General features: G+C 51.6%; 17 protein-coding genes. 7 read left to right on the top strand and 10 right to left on the bottom strand.

All coding sequences use genetic code 11. The features are described 5' to 3' along the window. The first annotated feature begins 348 nt into the window (after nucleotides 1-348). Both C7A19_RS12630 and smrA read left to right on the top strand, forming a co-directional pair. The gene (locus tag C7A19_RS12630) at nucleotides 349-486 is read left to right on the top strand and encodes a DUF3149 domain-containing protein (protein WP_046073685.1); all 138 of its coding nucleotides are present in this window, start codon (nucleotides 349-351) and stop codon (nucleotides 484-486) included. Between the two features lie 145 nt (nucleotides 487-631). Beyond that, entirely contained in the window at nucleotides 632-1,216 is a 585-nt protein-coding gene (gene smrA, locus C7A19_RS12635; RefSeq protein WP_077456897.1) for a DNA endonuclease SmrA, read from the top strand. Between the two features lie 70 nt (nucleotides 1,217-1,286). Here smrA and C7A19_RS12640 read toward each other — a convergent pair whose 3' ends face one another. The 10 genes from C7A19_RS12640 to hemA all read right to left on the bottom strand — a co-directional run bounded on the left by C7A19_RS12640 (nucleotide 1,287) and on the right by hemA (nucleotide 11,355). After that, nucleotides 1,287-1,904 carry a LysE family transporter gene (locus C7A19_RS12640; protein ID WP_046073686.1) on the bottom strand — a complete coding sequence of 206 codons (618 nt, stop codon included), beginning with the start codon at nucleotides 1,902-1,904 and terminating at the stop codon, nucleotides 1,287-1,289. Nucleotides 1,905-1,921: 17 nt separating this feature from the next. Continuing rightward, nucleotides 1,922-2,395, bottom strand: a complete 474-nt coding sequence (ybaK, locus tag C7A19_RS12645; protein ID WP_077485376.1) for a Cys-tRNA(Pro) deacylase — start codon at nucleotides 2,393-2,395, stop codon at nucleotides 1,922-1,924. A gap of 98 nt (nucleotides 2,396-2,493) precedes the next feature. Beyond that, a complete protein-coding gene (ushA, locus tag C7A19_RS12650) occupies nucleotides 2,494-4,167 on the bottom strand; it encodes a bifunctional UDP-sugar hydrolase/5'-nucleotidase UshA (RefSeq protein WP_116645046.1) in 1,674 nt (557 codons plus the stop codon). A gap of 272 nt (nucleotides 4,168-4,439) precedes the next feature. Then, a complete protein-coding gene (locus C7A19_RS12655) occupies nucleotides 4,440-5,801 on the bottom strand; it encodes a Na+/H+ antiporter NhaC family protein (protein WP_235614308.1) in 1,362 nt (453 codons plus the stop codon). A gap of 239 nt (nucleotides 5,802-6,040) precedes the next feature. After that, nucleotides 6,041-6,892 (bottom strand): 3-deoxy-8-phosphooctulonate synthase, encoded by an 852-nt coding sequence (gene kdsA, locus C7A19_RS12660; protein ID WP_069361079.1) that lies wholly within the window; start codon nucleotides 6,890-6,892, stop codon nucleotides 6,041-6,043. Between the two features lie 31 nt (nucleotides 6,893-6,923). Next, nucleotides 6,924-7,733, bottom strand: a complete 810-nt coding sequence (locus C7A19_RS12665) for a tetratricopeptide repeat protein (RefSeq protein ID WP_077456901.1) — start codon at nucleotides 7,731-7,733, stop codon at nucleotides 6,924-6,926. Between the two features lie 2 nt (nucleotides 7,734-7,735). After that, complete coding sequence (locus C7A19_RS12670) at nucleotides 7,736-8,119, bottom strand: SirB2 family protein (protein WP_069361178.1); 384 nt, start codon at nucleotides 8,117-8,119, stop codon at nucleotides 7,736-7,738. Between the two features lie 31 nt (nucleotides 8,120-8,150). Continuing rightward, entirely contained in the window at nucleotides 8,151-8,996 is an 846-nt protein-coding gene (prmC, locus tag C7A19_RS12675; protein WP_077456903.1) for a peptide chain release factor N(5)-glutamine methyltransferase, read from the bottom strand. Further along, nucleotides 8,996-10,084 (bottom strand): peptide chain release factor 1, encoded by a 1,089-nt coding sequence (gene prfA, locus C7A19_RS12680; protein ID WP_069361082.1) that lies wholly within the window; start codon nucleotides 10,082-10,084, stop codon nucleotides 8,996-8,998. The genes prmC and prfA overlap by 1 nt, the downstream gene beginning before the upstream one ends. A gap of 11 nt (nucleotides 10,085-10,095) precedes the next feature. Then, nucleotides 10,096-11,355: a glutamyl-tRNA reductase gene (hemA, locus tag C7A19_RS12685; protein WP_069361083.1), complete on the bottom strand. Its 1,260-nt coding sequence runs from the start codon at nucleotides 11,353-11,355 to the stop codon at nucleotides 10,096-10,098. Nucleotides 11,356-11,653: 298 nt separating this feature from the next. Here hemA and lolB point away from each other — a divergent pair, with 298 nt between their 5' ends. The 5 genes from lolB (at nucleotide 11,654) to ychF (ending at nucleotide 15,974) form a co-directional block, all read left to right on the top strand. Further along, nucleotides 11,654-12,244: a lipoprotein insertase outer membrane protein LolB gene (lolB, locus tag C7A19_RS12690; protein ID WP_116645044.1), complete on the top strand. Its 591-nt coding sequence runs from the start codon at nucleotides 11,654-11,656 to the stop codon at nucleotides 12,242-12,244. Continuing rightward, nucleotides 12,237-13,094, top strand: coding sequence for a 4-(cytidine 5'-diphospho)-2-C-methyl-D-erythritol kinase (gene ispE / locus C7A19_RS12695; protein WP_116645045.1), 858 nt, complete (start codon nucleotides 12,237-12,239; stop codon nucleotides 13,092-13,094). The genes lolB and ispE overlap by 8 nt, the downstream gene beginning before the upstream one ends. A gap of 32 nt (nucleotides 13,095-13,126) precedes the next feature. Beyond that, entirely contained in the window at nucleotides 13,127-14,074 is a 948-nt protein-coding gene (locus C7A19_RS12700) for a ribose-phosphate pyrophosphokinase (RefSeq protein WP_046073862.1), read from the top strand. A gap of 193 nt (nucleotides 14,075-14,267) precedes the next feature. Continuing rightward, the gene (gene pth, locus C7A19_RS12705; RefSeq protein ID WP_046073696.1) at nucleotides 14,268-14,858 is read left to right on the top strand and encodes an aminoacyl-tRNA hydrolase; all 591 of its coding nucleotides are present in this window, start codon (nucleotides 14,268-14,270) and stop codon (nucleotides 14,856-14,858) included. A gap of 24 nt (nucleotides 14,859-14,882) precedes the next feature. Continuing rightward, nucleotides 14,883-15,974, top strand: coding sequence for a redox-regulated ATPase YchF (gene ychF, locus C7A19_RS12710; protein ID WP_069361086.1), 1,092 nt, complete (start codon nucleotides 14,883-14,885; stop codon nucleotides 15,972-15,974). The last annotated feature ends 314 nt before the right edge of the window (nucleotides 15,975-16,288 follow it).

Below are 16,288 nucleotides of genomic sequence, written 5' to 3' on the forward strand. Positions count from 1 at the left end.
GTCCCAAACCAGATGCGCTACCAAACTGCGCTATTCACCGACATATCTGACAAGTTTTACGAATAGGCATCGAACTTGTCAAGCAGCTCAGTATGCGTTTAAGCGCATCCTGCCTGCTGAGGTCGCCTATCATACTCAAGCATCGCGAAACCTCAAGCCCTAGCGGCTTATTTTTTCATTCAACCGCTCTAAACGGTGAAAGTCGCATCAGTTGCGCGCAGTTTGTGATCAGATCGTTGTTAACAAATGTTGATAATTTGTTCGCCATTTCTCTTGATCCTGATCAGTATTCAACCCGCTTCCTATTGGCATCCTGACCCTACATTAACGGACGCGAGGGTACAGACTATGGACTTTTGGCTTGATCTACTTTTCGGCAACGCCGTGGGCTTGTCATCCATGATTGTCATCATCTGTACATTTGGCCTGATCAGCTTTTTCGGCGGCTATTTTGTCTACAAAGTGATGACTTCCAAACCTCAATAACCTGTTTTATTGCCTACCTATCTTTAAGCAAACTTGCTTAACCTAGAGTTGCATGGTTGGTCACAGAGTGTGGCTCTAGGTTTCTTTTTTTATTTTCGTTTATACTGTCCCCAAATGACTCCACGACGCACATGGCACTGTAGTGATGAGTGATAAAAATGAATTTGAGCTGTTTCGAGAAATGATGTCAGACGTGGCACCCATCAAGCAGGACACGGTTGAGGATCAAACAGGATCGCATCAACCCACTGAGGCCCAGCTGGCACGCCAACAAGCGGCGCAGAAGCTGGCAAACAGCGATCCTGAATACCTGTCACTCGAGTACGCCCAGATGGTCAAGCCCGACGAGGTGATGGCCTACAAGCGCGATGGCGTACAGGATGGCGTGTTTCGTAAACTACGACTAGGCAAATATGACGTCAACGCCAGGCTCGACCTGCACAAGATGTCATTGGAAAAAGCCCGAGATGAAATTTTACGTTTTTTAAAACAATGCCAGCGTATGGATGTGCGCACCGTGATCATTGTGCATGGAAAAGGCGAGCGTAGTAACCCACAGGCAATGATGAAAAGCTATGTCTGTCAGTGGCTACAACAAATTTCAGATGTGCTCTGCTACCATTCGGCACTGCGTCACCAAGGCGGTACCGGCGCGTTATATGTGATGATCAAAAAAAGCCAAGAGAAAAAGCTAGAAACCCGCGAGCGCCACTTAAGTCACCGCCCCTAAATGCAAAAAGACTGGCGGGCTGCCAGTCTTTTTATTAACGCGTCTGTTTGTTGCCTCTAGCTGCGCCTCACTATTGCAGCGTCACCACCACACGTACCGCCAGCGCAATCAATACCACGCCTGAAAGCTTATCCACCCACGCGCCGTGGTGACGTAGCTTGTCGACAATGGCAGGGCTGGATAACAAAAAGGCGATCAAGGTGTACCAAAGCCCATCAATCAATAATGGTGTCAACACAATCACACTGCGGCTAAATAAATCCGTACCCACTGCAACAAACTGACTAAACAAGGCAATAAAAAATAGTGCCAGCTTTGGGTTGAGCATCGAGATCATCGCCCCATCACGTGCCGCCTCGCCTAAACTGGCGGGTTGTCCCGCTTCTAATTTAGCTGCCACCCCGCCTTTACTGAGCAATGATTTCACTCCTAGCCAAGCGAGGTAGCCAGCGCCGGCATAGGCAATGACGGTAAAAAGCAACGGGGATTGTTTAAAGATAACCGCCAACCCTAACATGGTAATGAGCGCGTAGAGGCCTACCCCCAATGCATGCGCCCATGAAGCGACAATGCCATGTAAGCGACTATTGGCAAGGCTATGCTTTGCCATTACCACCAAGCTCGGCCCGGGCGACATCGCCCCAAGCATGCAAACCAAGGCGAGCGACGCCCAAATGGTAAGAGTCATCTATGTATCCTTCTGATTTATTCGCCAATCGCGGCATAGTGCCCCGCCGTCAAAGACAGCAGATCGTCCGGTGAGAGTTCGATTTCCAGTCCACGCCGCCCGGCACTGACACAAATGGTCTCAAACTGCTGCGCGGAGCTGTCGACAAACGTCGGTAGCCGCTTTTTCTGACCAAGCGGGCTGATCCCTCCGACCAGGTAGCCTGTTGTGCGCTGGGCCACTTGCGGATCGGCCATGGTTGCTTTCTTGCCACCCGCGGCTTTGGCAGCGGCTTTTAGGTTGAGGCTGCCTTTGACGGGGACAACCGCCACCGCTAGCTGCTTGCTGTCACCATTAATACAAAACAATAGTGTTTTGAATACCCTAGCCGGGTCTTGCCCTAACGCTTGGACAGCTTCTTCACCAAAATTAAGGTTATTCGGATCGTGCTGGTACTGGTGAACTTCAAACGCAATGCTTTGTTTTTCTGCTAATTTGATTGCAGGCGTCATCGTTTTTGCCACTTGTTTGTAAACCCGTCACTAATGATTACATAAAAAAAGCGGCACCGCATCGGTACCGCTTTTTGTTCTGACAATCTTAAAGCCATTTATTTGTAAACGATCTCGCCTTGTGGCGCATAGTCATTAACATCGATTGGGCTGTTGGCTTCCAGATAGTCTTTCAATACTTCTGCATCAACAAAGCCAGTATTGACGTTACCAGGGTGATTAGTCAGTTTTGGATAGCCGTCGCCGCCTGCAGCGTTAAAGCTTGGCACGGTGAAGCGATAGGTTTTATCCATATCAATCGGTTCACCGCCAATTTTCACATCGTGAACGCTGCCATCTTCAACCACCATTGAAACGCCGGCAAATTGAACATACGCGCCAGAATCGACTGGCTTGGTTCCCACCACATTGAGGTAATCCATCACTTCTTTACCGCTCATGTCGGTATAGGTGACCATGTTGCCAAATGGCTGCACTTTAAGCACGTCTTTGTAAGTGATGTCACCGGCAATGATAGAGTCACGTACACCGCCTGAGTTCATCACCGCAAAGTCAGCGTTGGCGCGCTCCATGTGCGCTTTCGCGATTAAACGGCCTAGGTTGGTTTGCTGGAAGCGCACCACATCACGATCGCCTTCTAACTTGCCATTGCTCTCAGCAATTTTCACGCTCAGCTTCTCTTGGCCTTTGTCTTGGTAAGGCTTCAAGAAATCATACAGCGCTTGGTCTTTTTCAATTTCATCTTGAATAAAGACGCGTTTTTTCTCGCCATCAACCTTAATTTTCTTCTTCAGGTTAACCGGGATCAGGTCATAGCTAACCAGGCTAAGGTCGCCGTTTTGGAATTCAAATTCCGCTTTACCGACATACTTACCCCATTCGTGAGCTTGCATAATCCACGCGCCATTTTGTTGGTCTGGCGTACATGCATCCCCAGGCTCGAAGCTCTTGTTATACATGTTCGGGCCTTCCATACACACAGGCTCTTGTGAGTGGCCGCCGATGATAAGGTCGAGGTCACCGTCATCCATGTAACGTGCTAGCGCCACATCGCCTGGGGCATTCACGCCGCTCTTACCGTCGGCGTAGTGACCCATATGGGTCGCGGCGATAATGATGTCGGGCTTCTCGGTTTCTTTCAGCTTGGCGATCACTTTTTTCGCTTCGGCTTTCGGGTCGCGGAAGTCGAGAGAACCAATGTACTCTGGGTTACCGATTTTGGCCGTGTCTTCGGTGGTCAGACCCACAACCGCAATTTTCAGACCATTACGCTCAAACATCTCGTAAGCCTGATACTTACGCTCACCGGTTTCTTTGTCGTAAATGTTGGCAGAAAGCATCGGGAAGTCAGCCCACTGCATTTGCTGTTCAAGCACGCTAAGCGGGTTATCGAACTCGTGGTTACCAATGGCCATCGCATCGTAACCAATTTGGGTCATCCCTTTAAAATCAGGCTCCGCTTGCAGCAAATCTGACTCTGGTACCCCCGTGTTGATGTCACCGCCCGACAGTAGCAGTACTTCGCTGCCTTCCGCTTTGGCTTCTGCACGCAGATCATCAATTAGGGTTTTACGTGCTGCCATGCCGTATTCGCCATAGCGGTTGTGCCAGAAACGACCGTGGTGATCGTTGGTATGAAGAATGGTGAGTTTATAAGTAGTATCTGGCGCCCAACCTTGCTCTTGTGTCTCTGAACCAGAGTTGGCACAGCCTGCCAATGAGGCAATTAATGCAGCGCTGACCGCTGCCTTCAAACAAAGACGTTCCTTCATGATCATAGACCTTTTTAGCGATGGATAAACCACCATCGACATCATTGTCGGTGGTTATAAAACGCTATCTAGTCTAAAAGAATTGATGCTATGGTGCTGAGTGATTTCATATTTTTGTTGCTGCGATCACCTTACAACGCTTAGGCAAGGCGACTTTGGTGATCGAGACAAAATTTATAGAGCCTGAACTCTAGACAGATCAAAAACGGCGCAGCCTTTGCTTATCTATCTAGACAAGAAAAGACAGCGCCGTGATGTGTCAATCATAACGATTAAGCGCGACGCGCTTGCCACCATCGGCGGCTAATCACCGCAATCAATGCCGACGCGGCGAGGAAGAAACAATAGTAAGAGTGACTAACAATCACCAACGGCGACAAGCCAAAGCTGGCACCGAGGAGCAGGATTTGTGCGCCATAAGGGATCAGGCCTTGTACCACGCAGGAAAAGATATCCAACAAGCTGGCACTGCGTTTAGCCGGCACCGCGTGCTCACTGGCGATGTTTTTCGCCACTTGCCCAGAAACCACAATCGCAACCGTGTTGTTGGCGGTACACAAGTTAGAAAAAGACACTAACAAGGCGATACCAAATTCACTCGCGCGGGAGTGATGCGAGCCACGGTTTTTTTCAAACCGAGCGATCACCCGATTCACCGCCTGGGTCAAAAAGCTCAGCCCACCTTGGCAACGCATCAGCTCGGCGATCCCGCCAATCATCAGCGACAAGACAAAGATTTCTTGCATGCTGGCAAAACCTGCTTTGACCTCTTGGCTGAAGGTCAGCAAAGTAAAGTCAGGGGTGCTCATTAACCCCACACACAGCGCCAAGGCAATCCCAGCGGTGAGCACCACAAACACGTTTAATCCCGCCAGCGCCAATACAATGATCGACAAATAGGGTAATACCGCCAGATAGTTAATGCTCTCTGGTGCGTCGACGGGTGCGCTTTGGTTGTTAAATACAAACAGAATAATCGCGGCGATTGCGGCGGGAATGGCTATCCCCACGTTCTCTTTGAACTTGTCACGCATGCTACAGCCTTGTGAGCGCGTCGCGGCGATGGTGGTGTCAGAGATAAAAGAAAGGTTATCACCAAACATCGCCCCGCTTAGCAGTACACCGGCCATCACCGCCGGTGCCTGCCCCGTGGCTGTCGCCATATTCAATGCAAAAGGCGCTAATGCGGCGATGGTGCCCATTGAGGTGCCCATTGCCGTAGAGATAAACGCCGCAATCACAAATAGTCCGGGTAAGATCAAGCTCTCTGGGATCAGGGTCAGTCCCAGATTGACCGTGGCCTCTACCCCACCCGTGGCATCGGCGACCGCGGAAAAAGCACCGGCGAGCAGATAAATCAAGCACATAGCAATAATGTCGCCGTGTCCCATACCGCGAATAAATTGTTCAATAGCGGTGTTCAGGCGCTCACGGCTCAAGCCAATGGCCAGGATCACTGCAGGCAGAATAGCGACGTGCGCAGGAAGCTGATAAAACGCGTAGTCCGCACCTTCTAGAGTAAAATACACCCCCGCTCCGATAAAAAGGGTTAAAAATAAAAGTAGCGGGAGAAGTGCGAGCGCCGAGGGCCGCGGTGCGGTGTTTGCTGATGTTGTCATGGCAGTTTTTGTCATACCTCTTTTAAAACTGTGATCAAGATTACAGACCTCTAGCCGTCCAGTCAACAAATGGACGTCTAAACATCTAAATATCTTGATTGCTTGTCTAGATTGCTGACTCATTACTCAGCAACAGCTGACCTTCCCTTTTATCCTAGGGACCGCGCCCGTCACTGGCTGACCTATTGTGTTTCAATACAGACAAAAAAAGCTGCCATTTCGGCAGCTTTTTATCGGTATCGATCGACCGCTAATTAGCGGATATCAATCTCTTCAAAGTTTTTAATCACATCATCCAGCGCTTTCATTTGTGCCAGGAAAGGCTCAAGCTTGTCCAGTGGTAGCGCTGACGGCCCGTCACAACGGGCATTGTCTGGGTCTGGGTGCGCTTCGATAAACAAACCGGCAATTTTGGTGCCTAAACCTGCACGGGCCAAATCAACCGTTTGCTGACGACGTCCACCAGAGGCGGCACCTTGTGGATCACGGCATTGCAACGCGTGGGTGACATCAAAAATAATCGGGCTGCCGTTTGAGGCTTTTTTCATCACATCAAAGCCGAGCATATCCACCACCAAGTTATCATAGCCATGGCAGCTACCACGTTCACACAAGATCACTTTCTCGTTGCCACACTCGGCAAATTTGTCGACGATGTTACCCACTTGTCCAGGGCTCATAAACTGGGGTTTTTTAACGTTAATAACCGCATCGGTTTTTGCCATGGCTTCAACCAAATCGGTTTGGCGCGCTAAGAAGGCGGGCAATTGGATCACATCTGCCACTTCCGCTACCGGTGCCGCTTGATATTGCTCGTGGATGTCAGTAATCACTTTGACGCCGAAGGTGCTTTTTAGCTCTTCAAAGATTTTGAGCCCCTCTTCCATGCCCGGGCCACGGTAAGAATGCACTGATGAGCGGTTCGCTTTGTCGAATGAAGCTTTAAACACATAGGGAATGCCAAGCTTGTCGGTCACCTTGACGTAATGCTCACAAATTTGCATGGCCAAATCGCGTGATTCCAGCACGTTCATGCCAGCAAACAAGGTAAAAGGGCGATCGTTGGCAACAGGGGTGTCACCAATGTGGACGGTTTTTTGCGTCATACAGGTATCCTTAGTCATGCGTGATCACGCATCAATGTAACGTCGGTTGCTCTTCGTTAAGCGCTTTTACTTGCATTTTTAGCAGCTCTGCTGCCGGATCATCCGGGCATTGCTCAATAAAATACTCGTAATCAGTCGCCGCCACACGATCGCAATCCAGTTGTTGGAAAATATAGCCGCGGTCGCGAATCTCGTAAGGATCATCAGGGCTAAAGGTTAGCGCCAGTTCACTACAACGCAGCGCCATGGCGTATTTTTCTTCCCGTAATAGCGCACTTTTCGCCACAGTAAGCCAACGACCGATAATGGTGGGGTTGTCACTTGGCTGCAAGTGCGACGCTTCAAGCTCGGCAAGTGGCCCTTGGCTTCCTTTGAGCCAGCCACGCAAAATGCGCTCGTTAACCCGTTCGCCGTTAAACGGGTTGATGAAAACGGGGGCGTCCTCTAACTCATCAATACGCAGCACCAGCTGGCTGGGGAACGCCATTGGCTTAACCGGCAGCGACAAGCGCTCGCACAAGTATAAGAAGACAGCGCCCAATGAAGCAGGGATCCCAGTTTTACGCTCTAACACCTTATTAATAAAGACATTATCCGATGAAAAGTACTGCTCGATGTCGCCTTTAAATTGCCACTGGTGATAAAAAAGACGACACAGGCCATCCAGTCGTAATGCCATATCGGGCTCGGCACCAAGCTGGTGCTCGGCTTCGTCGGCAAGGCGATCCAGCGACGCTTTAATCTGATGCACATCGACTGACGAGTCGATGGCATGGTTCAGAGTCGCCGCCCCTTCTGCCAGTGTGAGCGTGTCTAATTGTTGATCGGTTAATGGCATCATGTTTATCCCATTACGTGAGGAACTTTGAGTAGTGCAAGGTTCGCCGCGGCATAGGCCCACCCTAATGCGCCTAAAAAGGCCACAGTGCGGAACAGTTTGCCTCGGCTGTAGTGCAAGGCGACAAAGCCCAAGGCAATGTAAGCTAAGACACAGGTCAGCTTTTCTGTCAGCCACGCGCCGGATTCGGTGAAGGGAATAAACCCGGTCACAAAAATCAGCGCCACACCGGTGCTTAGTAATAGGGTATCGACCACATGCGGGGTGACCTTGACCCATTTTTTATTCATCATCTCACTGCCACGCATCACCCAGACAAATCGGATAACGAATAACGAAAGGCTTAACACCACGGTAAGTAAGTGGGTGTGCTTAAGGGCCATGTAGATCATAACGATTCCTGCTTCCTATCAGTGTCAGTTAAAGTCGCTGTGCCAAGGTGATTCTATCGAGCCCAGCGTAATCTTGTTGGGTTTTGGCATCGGGCCAGCCGGCGTCTTTCCATGCCGCCCGGACCGCTTCGCCTTGGTTATAACCATGCTCGACCATCAACCAGCCCCCATCGACCAGATACGTGGCCGCGGTTTGGCCAATGTGACGAATCGCGGCTAAGCCACTTTCTTCGGCGACCAAAGCACTGGCGGGTTCAAAGCGGACATCGCCTTGCTGAAGGTGTGGATCATCGCCGTCAATATACGGTGGGTTACTCACAATCACCTCAAACCGATTCATATCACTGAGTGCGCTGAACCAGTCGCTTTGAATAAAGTGGGCGTTTGAGAGGTGGTTGTCGTGCGCATTTCGGCTTGCTAGGGCAACCGCTTCAGGCATCAGATCAACGCCCACAACGGTGACATCAGGCCGCTCGCTGGCAATGGCTAAAGCCACAGCCCCCGTTCCGGTCCCTAAATCCAGCACACGGCAAGGCGTGGCAGGCAACACGGCCAGCGCTTGTTCCACCAGCAGCTCGGTTTCAGGGCGCGGGATCAAGGTGGTCGGTGACACATTGAGTCGTAGCGTCCAAAAATCGCGGTAACCCAAAATATACGCCACGGGCTCGCCTTGTAGACGACGAGCAAACAACTGACGAAATTGTGCCAATTGTGCGGCGGTGAGTTTGCGCTCTGGCCAAGTGTAAAGATAACTGCTTGGTTGTCCTAACACATGGCAGAGCAACGCCCTAACGTCGACGCCTGCAGCGCCGCCCGATAAAGCGGTCAGCTCTGTGGTGCTATCGGCCAGTAATGCGCTGATCGTCGCTGTCATTATTGCTGCTCAGACAAGGCGGCAAGTTGGTCGGCTTGGTGCTCTTGAATCACCGGGTCGACCAGGCTATCTAGGTCACCTTGCATGACATCGTCGAGACGATACAAGGTCAGGTTGATGCGGTGATCCGATACCCGCCCTTGCGGATAATTGTAGGTGCGAATACGGTCTGAGCGATCACCCGAGCCCAACAGGTTACGGCGCGTTGACGCCTCCTCTGCGGCGCGCTTTTCTTCTTCCGCTTTAATCAAGCGTGCTGCCAGTACCGACATCGCTTTGGCGCGGTTTTTGTGTTGTGAGCGCTCATCCTGACATTCCACCACAGTGCCAGTCGGCAAGTGAGTAATACGGATGGCAGAATCTGTGGTGTTGACGTGCTGACCACCGGCACCGGATGCACGGAAGGTATCAACTTTTAGATCGGCTGGGTTAATCTCTGGCGCTTCCGCTTCTGGGATTTCTGGCAAAATCGCCACAGTACAGGCCGAGGTATGCACGCGCCCTTGTGATTCTGTTGCGGGCACGCGCTGAACGCGATGGCCGCCAGATTCAAACTTGAGCACACCATACGCACCTTCTCCGGCAACACGGGCAATCACTTCTTTAAAGCCGCCGTGCTCCCCTTCACTGGCACTAATAATTTCCAGTTTCCAGCCGCGCTGCTCAGCATAACGGCTATACATGCGGAATAAATCCCCGGCAAAAATCCCGGCTTCATCCCCACCGGCACCAGCGCGAATTTCTAGGAAGCAATTGCGGTCATCGTTCGGATCTTTCGGCAATAGCAAAATCTGGAGCTGATCGGTCAGTGACTCAATGGTTTGTTCAGCCTGCGCGACTTCCTCTTGCGCCATTTCACGCATCTCTGCGTCATCTTCGTTGGCCATCTCTTGGGCAGCCGCCAAGTCTTCTTGCGCTTGCTTGAACTCAGTGAAGCACTTGATCACCTCTTCCAGCTGCGAATACTCTTTCGACAACGCGCGGAATTTGTTCTGATCATTAATGATATCTGGGGTGCCGAGCAGGTGCTGAACTTCTTCGTAACGCTCAGATAGCGACTCTAGCTTGGCTAATATTGATGCTTTCATATATCTCTTCGTTAGTTGTCACTGTCCAGCCCCAAACAAACACGCATCACCGCCAGTTTATCCGGCTCACCATTTTGTGCAGCTTGCTGCATCGCCTGCGTGGGGGGGTGGATCAGTTTATTGGTCAGGCGGTTACTCAGCTGGCGTAATACGCTTTCTGCGTCAGCACCATTGGCTAGAGCCTGAATACTTTGCTCCAATTCCGCCTGTTTAATGTGTTCAGACTGTGTGCGGTACTGCTTGATACTGTCTACCGCTTCGCGTGAGCGCAGCCAGCGCATAAAATCAGCACTTTCTTCGGTCACAATCGCTTCGGCCTGAATCGCCGCTAACTTTCGCTGCTCGCGGTTGTGCTCCACAATCGACTGTAAGTCATCCACGCTGTATAGGTACGCATCCGCGAGACTGCCCACGTTTTCATCAATGTCACGCGGGACAGCAATATCAATTAGCAACATGGGTTGATGACGCCGCTGTTTCAAGGCTTTTTCGACCATCGCCTTTTCAATCAATGGCATGGGCGCGGCCGTCGAGCTAATCACGATGTCGGCCTGGCAGAGTTGCTCTGGGAGCGCCTCAAGCCCCGACACCTTGGCGTCAAATTGTTCGGCAAGTGCCTGCGCGCGTGATTGTGTGCGGTTAGCAAATATAATCTGACTGCATTGATGCTCTTTTAAATGCCTGGCCACCAGCTCAATGGTCTCGCCAGCGCCCACTAGCAAGGTTGTCACGTCCGATAACGACTCAAAAATTTGGCGCGCCAATGTGCAAGCGGCAAAAGCCACTGATACCGCATTGCCGCCAATCTCGGTCTCGGTGCGGATCCGCTTCGCCACCGCAAAGGTTTTATGAAACAATTTCTCCAATGAGCCAGAAATCATTCCCGCTTTCCCGGCACTGGCGTACGCTTGCTTGACCTGCCCCAATATTTGCGGCTCGCCTAACACCAAGGAGTCTAACCCGCAGGCTACCCGCATCAGGTGCTTCACCGCAGATTGCTCTTCATGGTAATAAATGCTGGCCATCAGGCTATCGCTACTGAGCTGATGAAAACGCGTTAGCCATTCCACCAATACCCCAACACCCGGCTGATTTAGCTCCGCATAAATCTCAGTGCGGTTGCAGGTTGAAACGATCACGCAACTGCGCACCTGTGGATGCTCGGAAAGCTGCCCTAACGCCTGCTCAAGTTGTTGCGGCGAAAAGGCGACCTTTTCCCGCAGCTCGACGGGGGCCGTTTTGTGATTAATTCCGAGAACTAACAGGCTCATGAAGCGTTGTTACCGACAGCACCAGTAAGGATTGGAGCGGAGGATTTTACTTGATGCCCCCCGCGAATTAAAGCGAACATTGTATCGCAGCATTTTCGTGGCACGGAAATGTGAAGCCTCGCGAAATCGATGTAAAGGTATACAACAGCTAACATGCCTTTATTTCCTCCACACAACCAAGCGCTTGACTGGCTTCTCTCCGTCCGGCGCTTGTGGCAAAGTAGCGTTACACAGCGATTGGAGTCGGCGAACGACAACAAGCGGTCGGTTGACGAAAACAAAAAGGATACTCGGTTTAATGTTCTCCTCTATACGCGTGAGCGTCTTGGCACTGTTTTTAACGCTACTTGCGGGGTGTGCCACTGCCCCAGCCCCCACGACTGAGTGGCAGAGTCATCGCGACGCCTTGGTATCGGTGGATAGCTACACCGCACGGGGTAAGGTCGCGTTTATTGCCCCGAGCACGCGTTTTTCTGCCAATTTGTACTGGCGGTATTCGCCCGCCCAATCTCAACTGCGGCTCACCAACTTTCTCGGCACCACCTTGCTGTCGTTAACCATGAATGAACAAGGTGCGGTCTTAATTGATGACCAAGGTGAGCGCTATCAAGATACCGACCCGGCCCGTTTGGTCGCCTATTTGACTGGTGCACACTTGCCTATCGACGCGCTTGCCCCTTGGCTCATTGGACTACCACGCGCACAAGATAGCTTTTCGCTGGGGTCAGATAACCGTGTTGCGACCCTCAACGGGGCGCAAGGCTGGGACATTGACTATCAAGACTACAGCGCTGACACGCAGCCTGCGCTCCCCACACGTATTACCCTGACCCGAGACCAGCAAACCGTTAAATTGATGATTTCTGATTGGACGCTCGATAATGACTGAACCCACCTTTTGGCCCGCGCCTGCCAAACTTAACTTATTTCTCTACATCACCGGCCGTCGCGACAATGGCTATCATGAGCTGCAAACCCTGTTTCAGTTTCTCGACCATGGCGACACACTGGCTATTACGCCGAACGAAAGTGGTAAGATCAGCCTCAGCCCCGTGATAGAGGGGGTGAGTGAAAATGACAACTTGATTGTCAAAGCCGCAAAAGCGTTGCAGCAGCATACAGGATGCCAACAAGGCGCGCATATCGATGTGGAAAAACGTCTCCCCATGGGCGGCGGTCTGGGCGGTGGGTCATCCGATGCGGCCACCACGCTGGTTGCACTCAATCATTTGTGGCAAACCCAAGTAAGCCAACAAACGCTGGCGCAACTAGGCCTGACGCTAGGTGCCGATGTGCCGATTTTCATTTATGGGCAGGCGGCAGTGGCTGAAGGCATTGGAGAAGTCTTTACGCCCGTTGCGCCACGCGAGAAATACTACTTGGTGGTGAAGCCTGACGTGTCTATTTCCACCGCAGCCATTTTCACTCACCCTCAGTTGCAACGAAACACGCCAAAGCGCACAGTTTCTGCGCTTATGGCACAAAAATACGAAAACGATTGCGAAAAGATAGCCCGTAAACAATTCCCCGAGGTTGATAAGGCTGTTTCGTGGCTGCTAGAATACGCGCCGTCTAGGATGACTGGGACAGGCGCGTGCGTGTTTGCCGAGTTTGACACTGCACAAGATGCCCAGGCCACACTCGACACTATGCCTAACTGGCTGACAGGGTTTGTTGCACGTGGGTTGAATCGTTCACCCCTACTTGATGCGCTGCAGCAACAAACCGTCGGTCAGTGACTACTAAATGGATGCAACCCGAGGTTTCCACCGTGCCTGATATGAAGCTGTTCGCTGGTAACGCGACACCCGTTCTCGCCCAACGTATCGCAAACCGTCTTTACATGTCACTGGGTGACGCCACTGTAGGCCGTTTTTCTGACGGTGAAGTGTGCGTTCAGATTAACGAGAATGTGCGCGGTAGTGACGTGTTCGTCCTCCAGTCCACCTGCGCCCCGACCAATGACAACTTAATGGAACTGGTCGTTATGATAGACGCGTTTCGACGTGCATCGGCTGGCCGCATAACCGCTGTTATCCCTTACTTTGGTTATGCTCGTCAAGATCGCCGCGTCCGCTCCTCTCGTGTTCCTATCACCGCAAAAGTCATTGCAGATTTCCTTTCTAACGTGGGTGTTGACCGCGTCCTGACCGTTGATCTCCACGCTGAACAAATCCAAGGCTTCTTCGACGTGCCGGTCGATAACATCTTTGGTACCCCTGTTCTGCTTGAAGACATGCTGGCGAAGAACCTGGAAGACCCTGTGGTTGTGTCTCCTGACATTGGCGGCGTGGTCCGCGCGCGTGCCACTGCGAAGCTGCTGGATGACACTGACATCGCGATTATCGACAAGCGCCGTCCACGTGCCAACGTCTCACAGGTCATGCACTTGATTGGCGATGTTGAAGGGCGTGACTGCATCATCGTTGATGACATGATTGATACCGGTGGCACCCTGTGTAAAGCGGCCGAAGCGTTGAAAAACCGCGGCGCTAAGCGCGTCTTCGCTTACGCCACTCACCCCGTTTTCTCTGGCGATGCTCCGAAGAATATCGCTGAGTCTGTGATTGATGAAATCGTGGTGACGGACTCTACCCCACTGAGCGCCGAGATCCAGGCCACTGGCCGCGTATCGCAATTAACGCTCTCTGGCATGCTGGCCGAAGCGATTCGCCGCATCAGCAACGAAGAGTCTATCTCTGCGATGTTTAACTCGTAAGTTAGCCACCAGGCATTGAGTTAGCCACAGCAACCGCGCCTAAGCGCCCTGCCTTTGTGCAGGGTGTTTTTTTATCGGCCATTTACCGATGCTGGCTCGACCCTTTAGTCACAACAATGGTAGGATATGTCGCCTTTTTGCGTGGGCGCGATGCTCACCGGCTACGATGAGTAGACAGATAGCGAGAAACGTCGTGAGTAATCAGATCCGCTTACTAGTTGGATTGGCCAATCCAGGGCCAGAATATGCCCAAACACGCCACAACGCGGGCGCTTGGGTCGTGCAAGAGCTTGCGCGGATCCACAATGCACCGTTAAAAGAAGAAAAGAAATTCTTTGGTTTGACGGGCCGTATCAATGTCCACGGGCAAGATCTGCGTTTGTTGATCCCAACCACGTACATGAATTTGTCCGGGAAGGCCGTGCAAGCACTCGCCAACTTTTACAATATTCCCGTCGACGCCATCATGGTGGCGCATGACGAACTAGACTTACCACCCGGTGTGGCCAAGTTTAAACAAGGTGGTGGGCACGGTGGCCATAATGGCCTGCGTGACATCATCAGCAAACTGGCAAATGATAAATCATTTTATCGACTTCGGATTGGTGTTGGCCATCCGGGTCACAAGGATAAGGTGGCGGGATATGTGCTTACCAAAGCCCCCGCCAATGAGCAGAGTCTGTTAGAACAGGCCACTGATGAGGCGGTTCGCAGCCTTGAAATACTGCTCAAAGACGATCTTGCTAAAGCGCAAAATCGTTTACATACCTTCAAAGCACAGTAATTTTGATTAAAGGGTTACCATCTCATGGGTTTTAAATGTGGCATCGTGGGCCTACCAAACGTAGGTAAATCCACACTATTTAACGCACTGACCAAAGCGGGCATTGACGCCGCTAACTTTCCATTTTGTACCATCGAGCCAAACACGGGCGTGGTGCCTGTGCCTGACCTACGCTTGGATGCGTTAGCCAAGATTGTGAACCCACAAAAAGTGCTACCGACCACCATGGAGTTTGTCGATATCGCCGGTTTGGTCGCAGGTGCGTCACGCGGTGAAGGCCTGGGTAACAAATTCCTGGCCAACATCCGTGAAACCGACGCCATTGGCCATGTGGTGCGCTGTTTTGAAAATGACAATATTGTCCATGTGTCGGGCAAAGTTGATCCTGCTGATGACATTGCCGTGATTAACACCGAACTGGCGCTCGCCGATTTGGAAAGCTGTGAGCGCGCGATGCAGCGCAACGCTAAAAAAGCCAAAGGCGGCGACAAAGACGCCAAGTTTGAGCTGACGGTATTGGAAAAACTGCTGCCTGTACTAGAAGAAGGCAACATGTTGCGCTCGGTCGAGTTGAGCAAAGAAGAAGAAGCGGCGGTGCAATACCTCAACTTCTTGACGCTCAAGCCCACCATGTACATTGCCAACGTCAACGACGATGGCTTTGAAAATAACCCGTACTTGGATCAAGTGCGCGACATCGCCGCTAAAGAAGGCGCGACCGTGGTGGCTGTGTGTGCGGAAATTGAAGGCGAAATTGCCGAGCTGGACGCCGAAGAAGCGGCCGCGTTCTTAGATGAAATGGGTCTAGAAGAGCCGGGCCTAAACCGCGTCATTCGCGCCGGTTACGAGCTGCTAACCTTGCATACCTATTTCACCGCAGGGGTGAAAGAAGTGCGTGCTTGGACGGTGCCGATCGGCTCTACCGCGCCACAAGCGGCAGGTAAAATCCACACCGACTTTGAAAAAGGCTTTATCCGCGCCGAAGTGGTTGGCTATGATGATTACATTGCTAACAATGGCGAAAGCGGTGCCAAAGATGCCGGTAAGTGGCGTCTGGAAGGCAAAGAGTACATTGTTAAAGACGGCGATGTCATTCACTTCCGTTTCAACGTTTAACGCGCAAGCGTTAAGCCCCTCTGGGTGTGTTGTCGAGACCCCACCCTATTGATTTTGAGCCAGCCTGCGGGCTGGCTTTTTTTATTTGAGTCGCGCTAACCACAGGCTAAGCGTCAGTCTTGGGCGCATATTGTTGGCAAAACCAGCACAAACTGGTGATTATTGCAGCCAACGAGATGAAAATAATAAAAAAATGGCCAGCCATACTTGACGCTCTAGCTCTCTATCCGCATAATTCGTTCCGTCTTAAGGCTTTCGCCTCACAGCGTGGCTACGTAGCTCAGTTGGTTAGAGCACATCACTCATAATGATGG

Source organism: Salinivibrio sp. HTSP (genome assembly GCF_003390965.1).
Taxonomy (GTDB): Bacteria; Pseudomonadota; Gammaproteobacteria; order Enterobacterales; family Vibrionaceae; genus Salinivibrio; species Salinivibrio kushneri.